Below are 20,792 nucleotides of genomic sequence, written 5' to 3' on the forward strand. Positions count from 1 at the left end.
CATGAGCGAGGCACTTGTCGCCTCCCAGGCCGCCGGGACGGACGTCTCCGTCCCGGCGGCCTCGGGGGCCCGTCAGTTCTGGCGGCGGCTGCGCGCGCAGCGCGCCGCCCTCGTCGCGGCGGCCGTCGTCGCCCTGCTCGTCCTGGTCGCGCTCGCCGCGCCACTGCTCACCGCGATCGAGGGCCAGGACCCCTTCACCTACCACCCCTCGCTCATCGACTCCGCGCGCGGAGGCGTCCCGACCGGCTCCTTCGGGGGCATCACCGGCGACCACTGGCTCGGCGTCGAACCACAGACCGGCCGCGACTTGTTCGCGCGTCTCGTCTACGGCGCCCGGGTCTCGCTCGGTGTCGCGCTGGGGGCGACCGTCGTACAGGTCCTCATCGGTGTCGTGGTCGGTGTCGCCGCCGCGCTCGGCAGTCGATGGGTTGATCAACTGTTGAGCAGGTTGACCGAGATCATCGTCGCGATGCCGTTGATGATCATGTCGCTGGCGCTGCTGGCGATCGTGCCCAGCAGCTTTCCGCGGCCCCTGCTGGTCGCGCTCGTCATCGGCCTGATCGCCTGGGGCAACACCGCGAAGATCGTGCGCGCCCAGACGCTCACCCTGAAGCAACTCGATTACGTCTCCGCCGCCCGGCTCAGCGGCTGGGGCACCTGGCGCATCGCCCGCCGCGAACTGCTCCCGGGACTCGCCGCGCCCGTCATCACGTACGCCGCGCTCCTCGTCCCGATGAACATCACCGTCGAGGCCGCGCTGTCCTTCCTCGGCGTCGGTGTGAAGCCTCCGACGCCCTCCTGGGGACAGATGCTCACCGCCGCCGACGTCTGGTACCAGGCGGCCCCGCAGTACCTGTTGCTGCCCGCCGGTGCGCTGTTCGTCACCGTGCTGTCCCTGACGGTCCTGGGCGACGGCATCCGCACGGCCCTCGACCCGCGCGCGGCCTCCCGCCTGCGTATCGGCACCGGCCGCAAGGGCGAGGCGAAGGCGGACGCGAGCACCAAGGGCGCGAGCGGCAAGGACGCCGGTACCAAGGGCGACGTCCGCACCGAAGGCGCGACTACGAAGAGCACGAATTCCAAGGAGGCCACGTCATGAGCGGCTTCGGAGGATTCGTCCTGCGCCGCGGTGTCGGCACCGTGATCACCCTGCTCGCGATCTCGGTGATCGTCTACGTCGTCTTCTTCGTCACCCCCGGGAACGTCGCCCAGATCACCTGCGGCCCGCGCTGCTCCCCGGAACAAGTGCACCAGGTCGCCCAGCAGTTGAGGCTCGACGACCCGCTGTACCTCCGCTACTGGCACTTCCTCCAGGGCATCCTCGTCGGCCAGGACTACTCCACGGGCACCTCGGTGGAGCACTGCTCGGCGCCCTGCCTCGGCCTGTCGTACCAGGGCGACCAGCAGGTCACCCAGCTGATCCTGGCGAAGCTCCCGGTCAGCCTGTCCCTCGTGTTCGGCGCGATGGTGCTGTGGCTGATCCTCGGCGTCGGCACGGGCGTCCTGTCCGCGTGGCGGCGCGGCCGGTTCACCGAGCGCCTGCTGACCGGCATCACCCTCGCGGGCGTCGCCACCCCGGTCTTCGTCATCGGCCTGGTGCTGATGATCGTCGTCTGCGGGCAGCTCCAACTGCTGCCCTTCCCGCAGTACGTCAGCCTGACCGACGATCCCGAACAGTGGGCCTGGAACCTGCTGCTGCCCTGGCTCTCCCTGGCCCTCATCGAGGCCGCCACGTTCGCCCGGCTCACCCGGGCGTCGATGCTGGAGACCCTCGCAGAGGACCACATCCGCACCTTCCGCGCGTACGGCGTCGGTGAACGGTCCATCATCGGGCGGCACGCCCTGCGGGGGGCGTTCGCGCCGATCATCGCGCTCAACGCCAACAACGTCGGCTCGGCGGTCGGCGGCGCGGTCCTCACCGAGACTCTCTTCGGACTGCCCGGCATCGGACAGGAACTCGTCCACGCCGTCAATGTCGTCGACCTCCCTGTGGTCGTCGGCATGGTCCTGGTCATCGGCTTCTTCGTGGTCATCGCCAACGCCGTCGCGGACGTGCTGTACGCGGTGGCCGACCGACGGGTGGTGCTCGCATGAGTTCGGTCGACGTTTCGACGGGCGTCTCGGCGGATGTCCTGGTGGAAGTCACCGACCTGACGGTCGGGTTCGGATCGCTGCGCGCCGTCGACGGCCTCTCCTTCACGCTGGAGAAGGGCGCCGCGCTGGGCCTGGTCGGCGAGTCCGGCTCCGGCAAGTCCACGGTCGCCTCGGCCCTGTTGGGGCTGCACCGCGGCACGGGAGCCGACGTGGGCGGTTCGGTGCGCGTGGCCGGCATCGACGTACAGGAGGCGTCCGACGCGGACCTGGGGCGGCTGCGCGGCGGCAAGGCCGCGATGGTCTTCCAGGACCCGCTGTCGTCCCTGGACCCGTACTACGCGATCGGCGACCAGATAGCGGAGGTGTACCGGGTGCACGCGCGCGTGTCGCGTCGGGCGGCCCGCGCGCGTGCCGTCGACGTACTGGACCGAGTTGGAATTCCGGACGCGCTACGACGGTCCCGCTCCCGCCCGCACGAGTTCAGCGGCGGCATGCGCCAACGCGCCCTGATCGCCATGGCGTTGGCCTGCGAACCGGAGCTGCTCATCGCCGACGAGCCCACGACCGCGCTCGACGTCACCGTCCAGGCCCAGATCCTCGACCTGCTCCACACGCTCCGCGAGGAGACCGGCCTGGGGCTGCTGCTCGTCACGCACGACGTGGGCGTCGCCGCGGAGAGCGTCGACGAGATCCTGGTCATGCGACACGGGCGGGCCGTCGAGCACGGCCCGGTGGGCACCGTGCTGGGGGCGCCGGCCGAGACGTACACCCAGGATCTGTTGGGTGCGGTCCCGCGCGTGGACGCGCGGCGCGTTCGCTCCGAGGGGTCCTCGGGTTCGTCCCCCGAGGCGTCTTCGGCGGCCCCGGAGGTCGTCCTGGAGGCAACGGGACTGCGGCGCGAATTCGGGCGCGGGAAGCGCGCGTTCGCGGCCGTCGACGACGTGTCGCTGACCGTCCACCGGGGCGAGACCCTCGGCATCGTGGGCGAGAGCGGCAGCGGCAAGACGACGCTGGGCCGGATGCTGGTCGGGCTGCTCAAGCCGACGGCCGGCGAGATCAAGCCCGGGGGAGGCGTACGCCCCGACGTCCAGATGGTGTTCCAGGACCCCGTCTCCTCCCTCAACCCCCGCCGCAGCGTGGGCGAGTCGATCGCCGACCCGCTCCGCGCGCGTGGCGAACGGGACGAGGGGCGCATCAGGGCGCGCGTACGCGAACTCCTGGAGCGCGTGGGGCTCGAAGGGGCGCACTACGACCGCTACCCGCACGAGTTCAGCGGCGGCCAGCGCCAGCGCGTCGGCATCGCGCGGGCGCTCGCGGCCGACCCGCGCGTGATCGTGTGCGACGAGCCCGTCTCCGCCCTCGACGTCACCACTCAGGCCCAGGTCGTCGCCCTGCTCGGCGAACTCCAGCGCGAACTCGGCCTCGCCCTCGTGTTCGTGGCCCACGACCTCGCCGTCGTCCGCCAGGTCAGCGACCGGGTCGCGGTGATGCGACGCGGGAGGATCGTTGAACAAGGCCCCGCCGACGAGGTCTACGACTCCCCGCAGGACCCGTACACAAAGGAGCTGTTGGCCGCCGTACCGGCCCTCGATCCGGAGGTGGCGGCCCAGCGGAGGGCGGTCCGACGGGAGTTGGCGACGGCTTGAGGATCGTAGAACGATCTGGGCGTGGATCGTAGAACGATCCGCCCCCGGGTGATCCCTTAGCGCGAGCGAACGCGACCCGCACGGGAAAGTTACGACCGTTCACCCCTTTTGGTGGCGCGATGGACAACCGTCCGTCGCGCCACCGTCATGTCCGCATACGTTCGTCCCGCTGCGAGCCGCCGGGTCAACGGTGGCTCCCCACAAGGGAGATCGGGGGTGTGGTCGTGCGCATAGGACTGGTTACGGAGGGTGGCTATCCGTATGTGAGCGGTGACGCCAGACTCTGGTGCGACCGGCTCGTGCGCGGGCTCGGGCAGCACGAGTTCGACGTCTACGCGCTCAGCCGCAGCGAACGCCAGGAGGACGAGGGCTGGCTCGAACTGCCGCCCCAGGTCCGGCGGGTGCGTACCGCGCCGCTGTGGAGCACCGAGGACGACGGACCGGCGCTCGGCCGCCGCGCACGCCGGCGGTTCCGCGAGCACTACGAGGAGCTGGCGGCGGTGTTGTGCGCGGGGGATGCGCCGGTGCAGGGGCCGAGCGTGTCGGCGGAGTCGCCGTCCTCCGTGTCTGACCCCGCCGGGCTGGAGCCGGATGGTTCCGCGCGGCCTTCGGAGTCCCCGGAGCCTGCTTCCGCAGGGTCTTCCGCGCTCTCCAGGGAGGCTTCCGCCGTTGTGGCGGACCGTTTCGCCAACGCGTTGTACGGGCTCGCGGAACTCGCCCGCGACGAGGGCGGACTCGTGTCCGCGCTGCGCTCCGAGAGCGCCGTACGTGCCCTCGAACGCGCCTGTCGTGCGCCCGGCGCACTCCGCACGGCGCGCGAGGCGCGCGTGCCCGACCTCCTGACCGTCGCGGCGCACGTCGAACGCGCCCTGCGCCCCCTCTCGCTCGACTGGTACGAGGACGACGCCCTCGGCTCCGTGGACCTCTGCCACTCGACGGCCGGCGGCACCGCGGCCCTGCCCGGACTGCTCGCCCGGCACTTCGCCGGCGTACCGCTGCTGGTGACCGAGTACGGCGTGCAGCTGCGCACGCACTACCTGGCCTCCGCGGACGCCCCGCCCGCCGTACGGGCCCTGCTCGCCGCCTTCCACGGCAGGCTGGCCGCCGAGGTGTACCGGCGGGCCGCGCTGATCACCCCCGGCAACACCCACACCCGCCGCTGGCAGGAGCGCTGCGGCGCCGACCGCACGAAGCTGCGCACGGTCCACCCCGGCATGGAGGCGTCCCGTTTCGCGGAGGTGGGCGAGGCGCCCGACCGCGCCGACGCGGACACGCTCGTGTGGGTCGGCCGTATCGAACCCGCCAAGGACCTGATCTCCCTGCTCCACGCCTTCGCGGAGATCCGCAAGGAGGAGCCGAAGGCGCGCCTGCGGATCGTCGGCGCGGCCGCCGGTGCCGAGGGCGCGGCCTACCTGGGCCACTGCCGGGCGCTGGCCGCACAGCTCTTCCCCGACGAGGCCGAGGGCGTGCACGCGGTCGGCGACAACCCGGTGTCCTTCGAGGAGATCGGCGGCCCGGAGGCCCCCACGCTCGCCGAGGCGTACGCGTCCGGCACGGTGATCGTCCTGTCCAGCGTCGTCGAGGGCTTCCCGATCGGCCTGGTCGAAGCCATGTTCTGCGGCCGGGCGACCGTGTCCACAGACGTCGGCGCGGTGGTCGAGGTCATCGGCGGCACGGGACTCGTCGTGCCTCCGCGCAATCCACGGGCGCTCGCCGAGGCGTGCGTGACCCTGTTGCGCGACCCGGAGCGCCGTGAGCGCCTGGGCGCCGCCGCGCGCGCCCGCGCACTCGAACTGTTCACCGTCGAGCAGAACATCGCGGCATTTCACGGCATTTACCTGGAGGTCGTCTCCCACTCCCCGGTCCACCGCGTCATCCTCGACGACACCGGCGAACCCCTCCCGTTCGCCGCGCCCGCGGAGTCCCACGTCCCCGGCCGCTGGACCGGCCGCCCCACACCGGCCCCGGCGACCGGTCCTACGGCAGCCCCCGGGGCCCGCGTCGTGGCTCGCGGCGGCCCACGCTGGGCGGCGGGAGCACCGGTACGCGCCACCACTCCGCTGCCGACGACGGAGGCGGCCCGATGAGCGGCCTCGGCGAACTCGACCGCCCCGGAACGCCCGCCGGCGCGGAGGCGTGGGACGCACAGTCGGGGGAGTGGCTCGGAGGACAGGCGGAACCGGAGTCGGCGACGGAGACGGAGAACGCGCGGGTCGACCACGACACCGATTCGCCTACCGCCCGCCCCGCCCCCGTGCAGCCCCCTCACACAACGGACCGCAAGCCCGCCCCCGCCCGGCGCGGTGCCGCCGACCCCGTGAAGGCGCTGATGCACCGGCACCGCGAGCTGTGCGAGCGGGCCGTCGACCCGCTGGAGATCGCGGCGGGCCTCGAGGCGCACGGTGTCACCGACCGGACCGCCACCCGCTTCCGGCACCGTGACGTCTTCTCGCTCGCCGAGGAGATGTACGCGCGCGTGCCCCGCGCCGACACGGCGGCCCGGCACTCCCACACCGACCTCGCCACCATGCCCGCGCCCCGCGCCGTCTGGGCCGTACGCGCCCTGCTGCCCGGAGTCCTCTGCGCCGCAGTCGTGACAGGCGTGCGCCTCACGGACGGTCGGGTGCGGTCGGCGGTGGCCGTCGCCGGTGTCCTCGCTGTGGCGTTCGGCGTGCGCATGGCGCTCGGTCGGGGCTCACTGAGCACCCCGCCCGGCACCCCTGCGTGGCGCACCCCGCCCGGCACGCGCCTGTGGACATACTGGCTGCTCGCCTACGCCCTCCTCGGCGACGGTCTGCTCCGCGCGGCGGACGACGGCGGCCCCGACAGCCTGCCGACCGGCATCGCCGACGGACCCTGGCCCACGGCCACCGCACCCGTCCTGGCCCTCACCCTGGCCTGTGTCCCAGCCGCCTGGTGCGCCCACCACTTCGCCGTACGCGCCCGGCGCAAGCTCGCCACCAGCCGCGGCCTGGAGGACTTCGCCGACTCCGTGCAACCGCTGTTGCTGGGCACGTTCGCCCTCTTCGTGTGTGCCCTCGCTGCCCTCCTCGCTCTCTGCGGAGCTGTCCTGGGCGAGCCCGCCGCGTACACCCAGGGCATCACCCTCGGCGCGCTCCTGCTGCTCGCCCGCCTCCTCTTCGTGCACGGCTTCACCCGCGCACCGGCCCTCGCCCTGGGCGCGGCAGCCGCGACGGAGGTCACGGCCCTGGCCTTGGACCTCATCGGCCGGCTCCCCGACTGCGGCTTCCTGGCCACCCCCGTCGAGACCCTTCTGGGCTCCTGGGGGCCGGGCAGTATCCCCGCCCTGGCCTGCGGAGCAGCCGCCCTGACCCTCCTGTTCCACACCACCCGCACGCTGACCAGAGCCTCCGCGCACGCGCCGGCGGACGAGCCGCGGTGACGCCGCCATGACCTCGAACCAACCGGCCCCGTCACCCAGCCGCAGGCGCCCGGCCCCACCGCCGGAGGCAACCGCATCACCTTGTGAAGGAGAACGCCAGATGATCACCTCCCGATCCGGAGAGTCGGCCACGGGAGCCGTCCGATGAGGGTCCTGCTGATCGGAGCCAACGGCTACCTCGGCCGGTTCGTCGCCGACCGCCTGCTCGCCGACCCGGCCGTCCAGCTCACCGCGCTCGGCCGCGGCGACGACGCCGATGTCCGCTTCGACCTCGCGTCCGGCAGTCCCGGAGCACTCACCCGCTTCCTGGACGCCGTCCACCCCGGAGTCGTCGTCAACTGCGCCGGTGCCACCAGAGGCGGCGCCCGCGAACTCACCCGCCACAACACCGTCGCCGTCGCCACCGTCTGCGAGGCGCTGCGCCGCAGCGGCTGCGGAGCCCGGCTCGTGCAGATCGGCTGCGGCGCCGAGTACGGCCCCAGCCAGCCCGGTTCCTCCACGGCCGAGGACGCCGTCCCCCGCCCCGGCGGCCCGTACGGCGTCAGCAAACTCGCCGCCACCGAACTGGTCCTCGGCTCCGGTCTCGACGCCGTCGTCCTGCGCGTCTTCTCACCCGCCGGACCGGGCACCCCCGCCGGCTCCCCGCTCGGCCGACTCGCCGAGGCCATGCGCCGGGCCATGCAGTCCGGCGACGGCGAGCTCAAGCTCGGCGGCCTCGGCGCGCAACGCGACTTCGTCGACGTACGGGACGTGGCCCGCGCCGTCCACGCCGCCTCGCTCTCCGCCGCGCAGGGCGTCATCAACATCGGCTCGGGCCGCGCGGTCCGGCTGCGCGACGCCGCCTCCGTCCTCGCCCGCGTCGCCGGATACGGCGGAGCACTGCACGAACTCGACGGCCCGCCCGGCCCGCTGCGGGCCGCCATCGGCCACCCCCGCAGCGACCCCGACCACGCGGCCCCGGTCGCGTACCCGTACCCGGACGGCTGCGGCAGCTGGCAGCAGGCCGATGTGCGCACCGCGCGCGACCGGCTGGGCTGGCGGCCCCGGATCAACCTGGAGGAGTCCCTCGCGGACATCTGGATGGAGGCGGCGTGCCGCATCTGACCAGCACGACCCCGGGCACCGCGACCACCGGTGTCCGCACCGGCTTCGGCATCCCCGGCTACGCACACCCCCTCGTCGCACCGGCCGAGTGGGGCGAACTCACCCGCCCCGGAACCCCCTTGCACTGGGTCGTCCTCAACGTCTCCTCCGGCCCGGGGGCGCGTCCCGACCCGCACTGCCTGGAAGCGGCCGGCCGGCTGCGCAACATGGGCATCCGCGTGCTCGGCCACCTGGACGCCGCGTACGGCGCCCGCGCCTTCGGCGAGCTGATCTCCGAGGCGCACCGCTATCTCGACTGGTACCGGACCGACGGCTTCCTCCTGGACCGCTGCCCCACCGGAGGCACCGCGCTCCCCGAGGTCCGCCGCACGGTCACCACGCTCCGCGAGATCCGCGACGGCGCCCATGTCGTCCTGGGGCACGGCACCCACCCGCACCCCGGATACGCCAAGTTCGCCGACCAGTTGGTGACCTTCTCCGGCCCGTGGAGCGACTACCGCTGGTCCCAGGTGGCCGAGTGGACCGCCGACCACCCGCCCGAACGCTTCTGCCACTTCGTGCACAGCGTCCCGCGCGGCCATCTCGACGAGGCGCTGCGCATCGCCCGCTGGCAGGGCGCCTCGACCATCTACTTCACCGACCGCACCGATCGCGGGGGCCGCACCGACCCCTGGGAGACCATGCCCGGCTACTGGGACGAGATCGTCTCGCGGATCGGAACGGGTGTCTCGGAATGAAGAGGGGCATGGCAGTGTTACGGGGAGAACAACTGTAGTGATTGACCGACCAACGGAGTCCCCGTGTCGCTGCCACCCCTGGTCGAGCCGGCTGCCGAGCTCACCGTAGACGAGGTCCGCAGGTACTCCCGCCACCTGATCATCCCCGACGTGGGCATGGACGGGCAGAAGCGGCTGAAGAACGCCAAGGTGCTCTGTGTGGGCGCCGGCGGTCTGGGCTCGCCGGCGCTGATGTACCTGGCCGCGGCGGGCGTGGGCACGCTCGGCATCGTGGAGTTCGACGAGGTCGACGAGTCGAACCTGCAGCGCCAGATCATCCACAGCCAGGCCGACATCGGCCGCTCCAAGGCGGAGTCCGCGCGCGACTCCGTGCTGGGCATCAACCCGTACGTGAACGTGGTCCTGCACGAAGAGCGGCTCGAGGCCGAGAACGTGATGGACATCTTCAGCCAGTACGACCTGATCGTCGACGGCACGGACAACTTCGCGACCCGCTACCTGGTCAACGACGCCGCCGTACTGCTGAACAAGCCGTACGTGTGGGGTTCGATCTACCGCTTCGACGGCCAGGCCTCCGTCTTCTGGTCCGAGCACGGGCCCTGCTACCGCTGCCTCTACCCGGAGCCCCCGCCCCCCGGCATGGTCCCCTCCTGCGCCGAGGGCGGCGTCCTGGGCGTGCTGTGCGCGTCCATCGGCTCCATCCAGGTCACCGAGGCGATCAAGGTCCTCACCGGTGTCGGCGACCCACTCGTCGGCCGCCTGATGATCTACGACGCCCTGGAGATGCAGTACCGCCAGGTCAAGGTCCGCAAGGACCCCAACTGCGCGGTCTGCGGCGAGAACCCGACCGTCACCGAGCTCATCGACTACGAGGCCTTCTGCGGCGTCGTCTCCGAGGAGGCCCAGCAGGCGGCCGCCGGCTCGACGATCACTCCCAAGCAGCTCAAGGAGTGGATCGACGACGGCGAGAACATCGAGATCATCGATGTCCGCGAGGTCAACGAGTACGAGATCGTCTCGATCCCCGGCGCCAAGCTGATCCCCAAGAACGAGTTCCTCATGGGTACCGCCCTGGAGACCCTCCCGCAGGACAAGAAGATCGTCCTGCACTGCAAGACGGGTGTCCGCAGTGCGGAGGTCCTCGCCGTCCTCAAGTCCGCCGGTTTCGCCGACGCGGTCCACGTCGGCGGCGGTGTGATCGGCTGGGTCAACCAGATCGAGCCCGACAAGCCGGTCTACTAGGCATACGCCTTCCCGGGAGGGGCTCGGCACCACAGGTGCCGGGCCCCTTTCCGCTGCCCGGGCGGAAACCCGGGCCGACGCGCGGGCTACGAGGCGCAGACCTTGCCGTCCTTGGGCACCGTCCCCTTCAGCAGATACGCGTCCACCGTCGAGTCGACACAGTCGCTCCCACTGCCGTACGCGCCATGGCCCTCGCCCTTCCAGGTGAGCTCCACACCGACGCCCTTGCCCAGCTCGTCGACCATCTTGCGGGCACCCTCGTACGGCGTCGCCGGGTCCCCGGTGTTGCCGACCACCAGGATCGGCGCCGCACCGGGCGCGCTCACCTCCGGGGTGTCGTACTGACCGGCCACCGGCCAGTCGTGACACCACCCGGCCGTGTCCCAGCCCAGGAAGTCGCCGAACACGGGGGAGATCTTCTCGAACTCCGGCAGCAGCTTCTGCGTCTGCTCGGGCGTCGGCCGCTGCTTGTCGTCCAAGCACGATATGACCCGTTGTGAATGCGTCGTCGTGCCGTAGTGCCCCGCGCTGTCACGGTCGTTGTAGCCGTCGGCGAGCGCCAGCAGCTCCGAGCCGTCGCCCTCCTTCGCGGAGTCCAGGGCGCTGGTCAGTGTCGGCCAGCTCTCCTTGCTGTACAGCGGAAGGACGATGCCGGTCAGGGCGAGCGTCTGGGTCAGCTTGCGCCCCGTCGACGTCGCCAGCGGTTTGGCGTCGATCTGCTTCAGCAGGGCCGCGATCTTCTTCGAGCCCTGCGCGGGGTCCTGTCCCGTCGACTTGAGGTAGTCGTCCAGGGCGCGCTGGAAGCCCCGGGTCTGGTTCAGCGCGTGGCCCACCGAGTCGGCGCTCGGGTCGACGACCGCGTCCAGGATCAGCCGCCCCACCTTCGTCGGGAACAAGTGGGCGTAGACACCGCCGAGTTCGGTGCCGTACGAGATACCGAAGTAGTGCATCTTCGTGTCGCCCAGGACCTGGCGCATCAGGTCCATGTCGCGGGCCGTGTCGGTCGTCGACACGTGTGACATCAGCTTTCCGGCGGCTTTCTCGCAGCCCTTGCCGAAGTCGGTGGCGTCCTGGAAGTACGCCTTCTCCTCGGCCGGTGTGTCCGGTGTGGCGTCCACGTCCTCGGCGGCCTGGATCGCCTTGTCGCTGCGGCAGCGGACGCCCTCGCTGGCGGCGACCCCGCGCGGGTCCCAGCTCACCAGGTCGTAGCGCTCGTGCAGCGCGGACACGGTGGTGGAGTACGCCGGCATGTAGTCCACGCCCGAGCCGCCGGGGCCGCCGAAGTTGAACAGCAGCGAGCCGATGCGGTCGCCGCCGGTCGCCTTCGAGCGGATCAGCGCGAGCCCGATCGTGGTGCCGTCCGGCTTCGCCCAGTCCAGCGGCACCTTGAGCGTCGCGCACTGCCAGTCGCTGCTGGGCGCGGCCGAGTCGCCGGTGGCCTTGCAGCGCCCCCAGTCGAGCTTCTGCGCGGTCAGCGACGCGGGCAGCGCGGCCGTGGTGGACGTGGAAGAGGCCGAGTCGGCCGCCGACGGCTTGGCGTCCCCCGCGCCCCCGCCGTCCTTGCCGTCGTCGGACGAGCCGCCGCTACAGCCGGCCGTCAGCAGTGCGGCGGCGGCCATCAGGGCCGTCCACCGTACGAATCGCGCCATGTGCATTCCCCCCTCGCAGGCCGTCCGCGTCACGCCGCGGATGGCGGTCAGGCCATAGTAGGCGGCGCGAGCCGAGCCCGTGACGGCCTGTGGATAACCGTTTGACCTGCGCTTTTGCTGAAATTTCGGAGGGAGGGTCAGGAGCAGACGGTGCCGGCCGCAGGCACTTTTCCGTTCAGCAGATAGCCGTTCACCGCGCTTTGCACGCACTTGTTCTTGCTGTCGTACGCCCCGTGCCCCTGGCCCTTGTACGTCAGCTCGACCGCGACGCCTTTGCCCAGCGCGTCCACCATCTTCCGCGCGCCCTCGTACGGTGTGGCCGGGTCGCCGGTGTTGCCCACGACGAGGATCGGCGCCGAACCGGCCGCGCTCACGTCGGGATGGTCGGCGGCGCCGGGCACGGCCCAGTCGGTGCACGTGACCATGCCCCAGGCCAGGAAGTCCCCGAACAAGGGGGAGGCCGCCCGAAATTCGGGCAACTTCTGCTCCACGTAGTCGGCCGTGTAACGCGGCTTGTCGTCGGCGCAGTTGATGGCGACGTTCGCCGCAGTGATGTTGCTGTACTCGCCGTTCTCGCTGCGCCCGTTCATCGAGTCGGACAGCGCCATGAGGACCTTGCCGTCACCGCTGTAGGCCTGTTCGAGGCCCTCGATCAGGTACTCCCAGAAGTCCTTGGAGTACAGCGCCTGCGCGATGCCGTTGGTAGCGGCGGTCTGGGTCAGCTGGCGGGGGAAGATGCCCGGGATCGGCTTGCTATCGAGGCTCTTGAGCAGCTTCGCGATGCGGTCCTTGACGTCCTGCGCGGTGTCGCCGATCGGGCAGTCCGTGGCCTTCGACGTGCAGTCGTCGGCGAAGTTGTCGAGCGCCAGCTGGAAGCCCTTGGCCTGTCCCAGGGAGCCCTGTTCGGAGTTCTGGGTGGGGTCGACGACCGCGTCGAACACGGCGCGGCCCACGTGCTTGGGGAACAAGTGGGCGTAGACACCGCCGAGTTCGGTGCCGTAGGAGATGCCGAAGTAGTGCAGCTTGTCGTCGCCGAGGACCTGCCGCATCAGGTCCATGTCGCGGGCCGCGTCCGTGGTGCGCACCTGGGGGAGCATCTTCTTGGAGTTCTTCTCGCAGGCCGCGTTGAACTGCTTGGTGTTGGCCAGGAGCTTGGTCCGCTCGGCCGCGTTGTCCGGTGTGGCGTCCTGCTGGAAGTACTCGTCGAGCTGGGAGTCGCTCTCACACTTGACGCCGGCGCTGCGGCCGACGCCACGCGGGTCGAAGCTCACCAGGTCGTAGCGGGTGCGCAGGGTCGCGTAGTCCTCGCCGAACGCGGGCAGTGTGGTGACGCCCGAGCCGCCGGGGCCGCCGAAGTTGAAGACGAGCGACCCGATCCGCTTGTTCGCGGCACCACTGGCCTTCGCCCGGACCAGCGCGAGCCCGATGGTGTCGCCCTTGGGCTTGCTCCAGTCGAGCGGCGCCTTCATGGTGGCGCACTGCCACTTGCCGCCGTTCGGCAGCGGCGATGGCGCGGCGCCGCCGCCCTCCGACTCGGACGGGGCCGGGCAGTCCTTCCAGCTCAGCTTCTGGGCCGTCGGATCCTCGTCCTTGGAGTCGCTGTCGCAGCCCGCCAGCGTGGCGGACAGCAGGACGACGGTGGCGGTCAGGGCAGCGGCACGCAGCCGGGAGGGGTTCGGCATGACCCCATCCTGAGGTCGTACACGACCGGGCGCTCGGGGCACGGGCCGTACGAGGTACGCACGCGCGCGTGCCCCATGTTCCTCATGTTCCTCCGTGGGCGTCCTCTACAGGGAGCCCTTGCGGGACAGGTGGTTGAAGAACAGCCAGCCCGGCAGCACCGGGATCCACAGCGTCAGCAGCCGGTACAGCAGCACCGCCGGAGCGGCGACCTCCTTGGGCAGGCCGACGGCGATCAGACCGAGCGTCAGGCTCGCCTCGACCGCGCCCACACCGCCGGGCGTCGGGGCCGCGGAACCGAGCGCGTTGCCCGCGAGGAAGACGACGGCGACGCTGGCCAGGCTGAGCGACGTCGACTGGTCGCCGAACGCGCGGATCGACGCGTCCAGGCACATCACGAAGCAGGCCGTCAGCAGCAGCATGCCGCCGATCCCGGTGACCAGCTTCTGCGGCCGCTGCAGCACGTCGAGCATGCGCGGGATGACACCCGCGAACAGCGACCGCACACGCGTGACGAGGAACTTCCGCAGGAACGGCACCGACGTCACCACGAGTACGAGCACCGCCACCGTCAACAGCCCGGCGATCACCGTCCTGGACGGCGACAGCGACGGCGTCTTCTCGGTGCCGGTCAGATAGCCGAACGACAGCAGCATCAGGATGTGGCAGCCCAGGCCGAACAACTGCGACGCGCCCACACTCGCCACCGCGAGCCCGGGCCGCACCCCCGCACGCTGCAGGAAGCGTGTGTTCAGCGCGACACCGCCGACGGCGGCCGGCGCCACGATCTTCACGAACGAACCGGCGACCTGCGCCGCCACCGCCCGCAGGAACGGCACCCGCTCCGGCACGAACCCCAGGAGGGCCATCGCCGCCGCGAAGTAGCTCAGTGCCGAGAACAGCACGGCCGCGGCCACCCAGCCCCACTGGGCGTTGGCGACGAGCGGTCCGAACTCGATGTGCGTGAGCTGCGTCAGCAGGAAGTACGCGCCGATCGCACCGGCGATGAAACTGATCAGCGTCCGTGGCCGCACCCGCTCCAGACGAGCCGGCTCGACCGGCGCCTGCGGCCTGATCAACAGCACCTGGTGGCGGATCTGGGTCAGCAGATCCTCCTCGCGCGCCTCGTCCAGGGCATCGTCGATGGCCCGCTTCTCGGCCCGCTGCTCCGCCCGTACGGCCTTCTTGTCTGGCTTCTCGAGCACGGGCGCGGAGCCGCTCTCCGAGTGCGCCTCCGCGTGCGCCAGCCTGGTCTGCCGGGACGCCTCGAGGATCGCCTCGCGCTCCCGCTGGGCCCGCTCCCGGGACAGTCGCCGCAGCGTCGCGCGCGTGGAGCGCGACAGCGCGATGGGCTGGAGCATCGGCAGACAGTCGGCAACGGCGTCGGGGCCGAGGACGCCGACCGCCGACGCCACCGCGCGCTCGGCGCCCACCCGCAGCCCGAGCGTCGTCACCAACTGGGCGACGTCCATGCGCAGCAGCAGCTCACCGGCCGCGATCTCGCCGCCCCGCAGGTCGGTCAGGATCACCGTGCCGGAACGATCCACCAGAATCGCGTCACCGGCGAGCCTGCGGTGGGCGATGCGCCGTGACTGCAACGCCTGCACCTGGTGCCAGGTCAGGCGCAGCAGGTCGTCGGTGATCTCCTCGTCCGCGAGCGAGTCGAGCGTGCGTCCGCCGGTGTGCTCGTAGACGAGCATGACGGCGTCCGGGCCGAGTTCCGAGGTCGCGATCAGCTTGGGGGCGTTGGCCCCGGCCGCGATCGCCGCGTAGGCGAGCAGGGCCTCCTGCTCCAGCGCCTGGCGCAGCGACTGGAGGCTGCTGCGGGTCGCGAAGCCCCGGAGCGTCAGATTGCGCCACGCGCGGTAGAAGAAGCCCTGGGCCTGCTGTTCGCGGTCGACCACGGTGACGTCCAGCGGTGGACCGTCCTCCAGGGTGACGAAGTAGCGTCGGCCGCGATCGCCGTTCTCGGTGTCGACGGCCTCCTCGCGGGCCGCGCCCACGGGGTGGAAGCCGACCGTCCGCAGGCCCGCCATCAGCGTCCGCCCGGTGGGACGGACGTTCGGGGAGCCCACCGCGTACAGCGTCCCGTAGGCCACGGTCCAGCCGATCAGCACCGTCAGGATGATCGAGAACGGGGTCGTGTACCCGGTGACCAGCATCGAGAAGGCGTCTAGCAGCAGCACGATCCACAGCACGGAGCGCCAGCGCGGCCTCCGGGACATGCCTACGGCCGTCATATAGGCGATGACGGGCGCCAGATAGCCGTGCACCGGGTCGGTGAGCGCGTGAATGTCGCCGGGGGAGGGCTGGGTGAGCGCCTCCTGGATGGACCCCGGGGCGGCCTTGGCGACCCACAGATCCGTGGCGAGTGTCACTCCGTGCGCGAGGACCGCCGCGAGCACGCCGTCGGCGATGCGCAGCCCGTCGCGCTTGATCAGCCGCTCGATCGCGAAGGCGACCGGCACCAACAGGATGGCGATGCTCGACGCCAGTCCCGCGAGCTTGATCAGCAGGTCGGGCGCCTGGCCGGTGCCCTTGTTGATGTCCTGTTCGAGCCCCGAGGTCGTGCCGTGCGCGAACGCGGCGATCGCGAGCAGTACGACGATCGCGAGAACGCCCACCAGGAGGCGCATGAGATCGGAAGGGCGGTGCACGCGCGCGGGGAGGAGTGGTTCGTCGCCCTCGACCTCTTCCGCGTGCGTGTCGTCGCAGTCGTCGAGGCCGGGCGTGGGGTCGGACGCGGGCGCTTCGACGGGGCCCTCCGAGGGGTCCTGCTCGTGCGTTTCGGCGGTGTCCGGGCGCGACGCAGCGTCAGAGGTGCCCTCCGCGTCTTCGGGGTGCACACCCTGCTGCTTCATCGTCTCTTCTTGATCTCGTATCACCTGTCACCGCCCGCACGATGGTGGCATGCCCCACCGACACACGGGGGCATCAGGGTGCAAATGCGGGGGCGCACAGTCTGCCCCAAGCGCCGCTCCGGGGCGAGGGATACGCAGAGTCGCCAGCGCGTCGCGTTGTCGGTGGCGTGCGGCAGGATGGGGCGGATGAGCGAGCAGAGCCTTCCGGACGACACCGGCCCGGAGCACGCGGACGCGCTGCCCGAGTACGCGGAGCGGGTCCTCGACGTGGCCGAACGGATTCCGCCCGGGCGCGTCATGACGTACGGCGACGTCGCCGAATGGCTGGAGGAGGGCGGGCCGCGCCAGGTCGGCCGGGTGATGGCCCTCTACGGAGGAGCCGTCGAGTGGTGGCGCGTCGTCCGCGCGGACGGCGTGCTGCTCCCAGGCCACGAACTGGAGGCCCTCGCCCGCTACCGCGAGGAGGGCACCCCCCTGAAGGAGGCCAGCAGGGCCGCCGAGGGCCACCTGCCGCGCCTCGACATGAAACGGGCGCGATGGGACGGCGGCGAGCGCGCGGACGGTCACACCTGACAGCTTCCGCCATCGGACCCGCCCCGGTGCGGCCTGTGGCCCGTACGGGGGAAACGGGGCACGTCCGTGGCATGCCGTACGTTCGAGGGGCGAGGGACACACGGGTCGTGAGAGCCGCGGGGGAAGAAGCAGAAGTCCCGCTCCCGTACGACCCGTCGGCGTAGCGTCGGCTGCACGCGTCCCCCTCACCCCGCTGCCACCGACCTCGACGCGCGGCAGCCTGCCAACCAGTACACCCACCAGGACCGGCGAACCACGTGAGCTCCTCTTCCTCCACCAGGCGCCTGTCGCACCCCCAGGTGCGACAGGGGAACCGTGGCGCTTACCGACTGGTGCGTACCCCGCCGACCCGGCCGGCTCCCCCTCACCTGGACGCGCCACAGCGCTCGGTGGTTGACCATGAGGCCGGTCCGCTGCTCGTCCTCGCAGGTCCCGGCACCGGCAAGACCACCATCCTCGTGGAGTCCGTCGCGGCCCGCGTCGCCCGGGGAGGTGACCCCGCGCGGATCCTCGTGCTGACGTTCAGCCGCAAGGCCGCCGTCGAGCTGCGCGACCGCATGGCCCTGCGCATCGGCGCCGCCCGCGCGCCCCGGGCCACCACCTTCCACTCGTTCTGCTACGCCCTGGTCCGCGCCCACCAGGACAGCGAACTGTTCGTCGAGCCCCTACGGCTGCTGTCCGGCCCCGAACAGGACGTCGCCGTACGCGAACTGCTCGCGGGCCAGCCCGGCCTGGAGCGGCTCGGCCTCGCGCACGTGCGCTGGCCGGACGAACTGCGGGCCTGCCTCACCACCCGCGGCTTCGCCGACGAGGTCCGCGCGGTCCTCGCCCGCAGCCGCGAACTCGGCCTCGGCCCTGACGCCCTCGACGCCTTCGCCCGCCGCATCGGCCGCCCCGACTGGCGGGCGGCCGCCGCCTTCCTCGCCGAGTACCTCGACGTACTCGACCTCCAAGGAGTGCTCGACTACGCGGAACTGGTCCACCGCGCGGTGCTCCTCGCCCACCGCCCCGAGGCCGCCGAACGGCTCGCCGCCCAGTACGACGCCGTGTACGTGGACGAGTACCAGGACACCGACCCGGCCCAGGTACGACTGCTGCACGCCCTCGCCGGCGGCGGCCGCACCCTCGTCGCCTTCGGCGACCCCGACCAGTCGATCTACACGTTCCGGGGCGCCGACGTGAACGGCATCCTGGACTTCCCGAGCGCCTTCCCGCGCGCGGACGGCCGCCCCGCCCCCGTAGAGGTGCTCCGGACCTCCCGCCGCTCCGGCGCCACCCTGCTGACCGCCACCCGCCTGCTGACCCAGCGCATGCCCCTGACCCGGCTCCCGGCCCAGAAGGTGCGCGCCCACCGCGAGTTGTCCCCGGTGCGCGACGGCGGACGCGTCGAGGTGTACACGTATCCGACCCCCGGCACGGAGCTGGACAACATCGCCGACATCCTCCGCAGGGCACACCTGGAGGACGGCGTCCCCTGGAACGACATGGCCGTCCTGGTGCGCGCCGGCTCCCGGACGATCCCCACGGTCCGCCGCGCCCTCACGGCGGCGGGCGTCCCCCTGGACATCGACGGCGACGATCTGCCGCTCCGGCACGAGCCGGCGGTGGCCCCCCTGCTGACGGCGCTGCGGGCGGTCGCCACGGCGGAGGCGTCGGTACGCCCCGAGGACGACACCGAGGCCGTAGAGGCCCAGGCGGAGGCCGACGACGCGGACGCTGAGGCGGAAGCCGACGGCGTGGACATTGCTGCGGAAGCGGAAGCCGAACGCGTGGACGTCGCTGCGGAAGCGGAAACGGAAGCCGGCGACGAGCAGACATCGACGGAAGCCGCCTCCGAAGAGCGGCCCGCTTCCGAAGAGCCGCCCGCCTCCGCCCCCTCCTGGCTCGACACCGAGACCGCCCTCACCCTGCTCGCCTCCCCCCTCGCCGCCATGGACGCCGCCGACCTGCGCCGCCTGGGCCGTGCCCTGCGCGAGGAGGAGCGGGCCGGGGGCAACCCCGTGCCGCCGCCGTCCGACGAGCTGCTCGCGCGGGCGCTCGCCGAGCCGGAGCGGCTGGTCGCGCACGACCCCACGTACGCGCGTGGCGCTCAGCGCCTGGGCGCGCTGCTGCGCAAGGCGCGCGAACGCCTGGCGGGCGGCGGTACGGCCGAGGAGGCGCTGTGGGACCTCTGGCAGGGCACGCCGTGGCCCGGGCGCCTGGAGCGGGCCACCCTGCGCGGCGGCGCGGCCGGGCGCAACGCGGACCGGGACCTGGACGCCGTCTGCGCGCTGTTCGCGACGGCGGCCCGCGCGGAAGAGCGCACCGGTGGCCGCGGCGCCCTCAACTTCCTGGAGGAGATCGACGCCGAGGACATCGCCGCCGACACCCTCACCCGGCGTGCCGTACGCCCCGACGCCGTACGCCTGATGACCGCGCACCGCTCCAAGGGCCTGGAGTGGCGTCTGGTCGTCGTGGCCGGTGTCCAGGAGGGCCTGTGGCCGGACCTGCGCCGCCGCGGCTCGCTCCTGGAGGCGGACCGCATCGGCCGCGACGGACTCGCCGAACCGCTCACCCCGGGAGCCTTGCTCGCCGAGGAACGCCGCCTGTTCTACGTCGCCGCCACACGCGCGCGTGAACGCCTCGTCGTCACCGCCGTGAAGGCACCCGCCGACGACGGCGACCAGCCCTCCCGCTTCCTCACCGAACTCGGCGTCGAGCCCAAGGACGTCACAGGGCGTCCGCGCCGACCGCTGTCCGTCGCCGCGCTGGTCGCCGAGCTGCGCGCCACGACCGTCGACCCGCGCGTGTCCGACACCCTCAGGGAGGCCGCCGCGCGGAGGCTGGCCCGGCTGGCCGCGCTCGCCGACGACGACGGCCGCCCGCTGGTCCCGTCCGCGCACCCGTACCGCTGGTGGGGCATGTTCGAGCCGACCGAGAGCAAGGTGCCGCTGCGCGACCGCGACCAGCCCGTCGTGCTCTCCGGAAGCGCGCTCGACCAGCTCGCCAACACCTGCGCCCTGCAATGGTTCCTGGGCCGCGAGGTGAAGGCAGACGCCCCCGCGACCGCCGCCCAGGGCTTCGGGAACGTGGTGCACGTCTTGGCCGACGAGGTCGCCTCCGGACGCACCCCCGCCGACCTGGCCGTCCTCATGGAGCGGCTCGACACCGTGTGGAACGCGCTCGCCTTCGACGCGCCCTGGAAGTCTGCGCAGGAGAAGGACAACGCGCGCGTGGCGCTCGAGCGCTTCCTGAAGTGGCACGTCGACTCCAACAGTCTCCGCGCCGGCCGCACCCCGGTCGCCAGCGAGCACGACTTCGACGTCACCCTCGAAGCGGGCGACTACGAGGTGCGCATCCGCGGCTCCATGGACCGCGTCGAGACGGACCACGAAGGGCGCGCCTACGTCGTCGACTTCAAGACCGGCAAGCAGACGCCGACCGCCCGCGAGGTGGAACGCCACCCCCAGCTCGCCGTCTACCAACTCGCCGTCCAGGAAGGCGCCGTGGACGACGCCTTCGACGGAGTGCGCCCCGAACCGGGCGGCGCCGAACTCGTCCAGCTGCGCCAGGGCGCCGCTGTACGGGACGGCGGCGAGACCCTGCCCAAGGTGCAGGCCCAGGAGCCTCTGGAGGGGGAGTGGGCCGGTGAACTGCTGGCCACGGCGGCCGGCAAGGTCCTCGACGAACGGTTCACGCCGAAGACCGGCCAGCACTGTACGCACTGCGCGTTCCGGGCCTCGTGCAGCGCGCGGCCCGAGGGGCGGCACGTGGTCGAGTAGCGCGCGTGACACATCGCACCACATGTGCTGACCTGCGCTTCT

The 20,792-nt window shown here is 72.0% G+C and carries 13 protein-coding genes; 10 read left to right on the top strand and 3 right to left on the bottom strand.

Annotated elements, in window-relative coordinates:
- Position 1 precedes the first annotated feature (1 nt).
- The 8 genes from SSP08S_RS33840 to moeZ all read left to right on the top strand — a co-directional run bounded on the left by SSP08S_RS33840 (position 2) and on the right by moeZ (position 10,226).
- Positions 2–1,099: an ABC transporter permease gene (locus SSP08S_RS33840; protein ID WP_019072101.1), complete on the top strand. Its 1,098-nt coding sequence runs from the start codon at positions 2–4 to the stop codon at positions 1,097–1,099.
- Positions 1,096–2,094: an ABC transporter permease gene (locus SSP08S_RS33845; protein ID WP_019072102.1), complete on the top strand. Its 999-nt coding sequence runs from the start codon at positions 1,096–1,098 to the stop codon at positions 2,092–2,094. Before SSP08S_RS33840 ends, SSP08S_RS33845 begins: the two co-directional genes overlap by 4 nt.
- Entirely contained in the window at positions 2,091–3,740 is a 1,650-nt protein-coding gene (locus SSP08S_RS33850; RefSeq protein ID WP_019072103.1) for a dipeptide ABC transporter ATP-binding protein, read from the top strand. The genes SSP08S_RS33845 and SSP08S_RS33850 overlap by 4 nt, the downstream gene beginning before the upstream one ends.
- 224 nt (positions 3,741–3,964) lie before the next feature.
- On the top strand, positions 3,965–5,827 hold the full coding sequence (locus SSP08S_RS33855) for a DUF3492 domain-containing protein (RefSeq protein ID WP_078532595.1): 1,863 nt from the start codon (positions 3,965–3,967) through the stop codon (positions 5,825–5,827).
- Complete coding sequence (locus tag SSP08S_RS33860) at positions 5,824–7,143, top strand: hypothetical protein (RefSeq protein ID WP_019072105.1); 1,320 nt, start codon at positions 5,824–5,826, stop codon at positions 7,141–7,143. The genes SSP08S_RS33855 and SSP08S_RS33860 overlap by 4 nt, the downstream gene beginning before the upstream one ends.
- A 144-nt stretch (positions 7,144–7,287) precedes the next feature.
- Complete coding sequence (locus SSP08S_RS33865) at positions 7,288–8,247, top strand: NAD-dependent epimerase/dehydratase family protein (RefSeq protein WP_019072106.1); 960 nt, start codon at positions 7,288–7,290, stop codon at positions 8,245–8,247.
- Complete coding sequence (locus SSP08S_RS33870) at positions 8,235–8,984, top strand: spherulation-specific family 4 protein (protein WP_019072107.1); 750 nt, start codon at positions 8,235–8,237, stop codon at positions 8,982–8,984. Before SSP08S_RS33865 ends, SSP08S_RS33870 begins: the two co-directional genes overlap by 13 nt.
- Positions 8,985–9,047: 63 nt before the next feature.
- On the top strand, positions 9,048–10,226 hold the full coding sequence (gene moeZ, locus SSP08S_RS33875; RefSeq protein ID WP_019072108.1) for an adenylyltransferase/sulfurtransferase MoeZ: 1,179 nt from the start codon (positions 9,048–9,050) through the stop codon (positions 10,224–10,226).
- Positions 10,227–10,312: 86 nt separating this feature from the next.
- Here the strand turns inward: moeZ and SSP08S_RS33880 are convergent, their stop codons facing one another.
- The 3 genes from SSP08S_RS33880 to SSP08S_RS33890 form a co-directional block, all read right to left on the bottom strand.
- On the bottom strand, positions 10,313–11,875 hold the full coding sequence (locus tag SSP08S_RS33880) for an alpha/beta hydrolase (protein WP_019072109.1): 1,563 nt from the start codon (positions 11,873–11,875) through the stop codon (positions 10,313–10,315).
- 137 nt (positions 11,876–12,012) lie between these two features.
- Positions 12,013–13,557 carry an alpha/beta hydrolase gene (locus SSP08S_RS33885; protein ID WP_019072110.1) on the bottom strand — a complete coding sequence of 515 codons (1,545 nt, stop codon included), beginning with the start codon at positions 13,555–13,557 and terminating at the stop codon, positions 12,013–12,015.
- 105 nt (positions 13,558–13,662) lie between these two features.
- Positions 13,663–16,416, bottom strand: coding sequence for a lysylphosphatidylglycerol synthase transmembrane domain-containing protein (locus SSP08S_RS33890; protein WP_019072111.1), 2,754 nt, complete (start codon positions 16,414–16,416; stop codon positions 13,663–13,665).
- Positions 16,417–16,602: 186 nt separating this feature from the next.
- Between SSP08S_RS33890 and SSP08S_RS33895 the strand changes: the two genes are divergently transcribed.
- Positions 16,603–16,989 carry an MGMT family protein gene (locus SSP08S_RS33895; RefSeq protein WP_019072112.1) on the top strand — a complete coding sequence of 129 codons (387 nt, stop codon included), beginning with the start codon at positions 16,603–16,605 and terminating at the stop codon, positions 16,987–16,989.
- 257 nt (positions 16,990–17,246) lie between these two features.
- Positions 17,247–20,750 (top strand): ATP-dependent helicase, encoded by a 3,504-nt coding sequence (locus SSP08S_RS33900; RefSeq protein WP_078532588.1) that lies wholly within the window; start codon positions 17,247–17,249, stop codon positions 20,748–20,750.
- Positions 20,751–20,792 lie beyond the last annotated feature (42 nt).

It is taken from the genome of Streptomyces hokutonensis (genome assembly GCF_000376565.1).
In the GTDB taxonomy this organism is placed as follows: domain Bacteria; phylum Actinomycetota; class Actinomycetes; order Streptomycetales; family Streptomycetaceae; genus Streptomyces; species Streptomyces hokutonensis.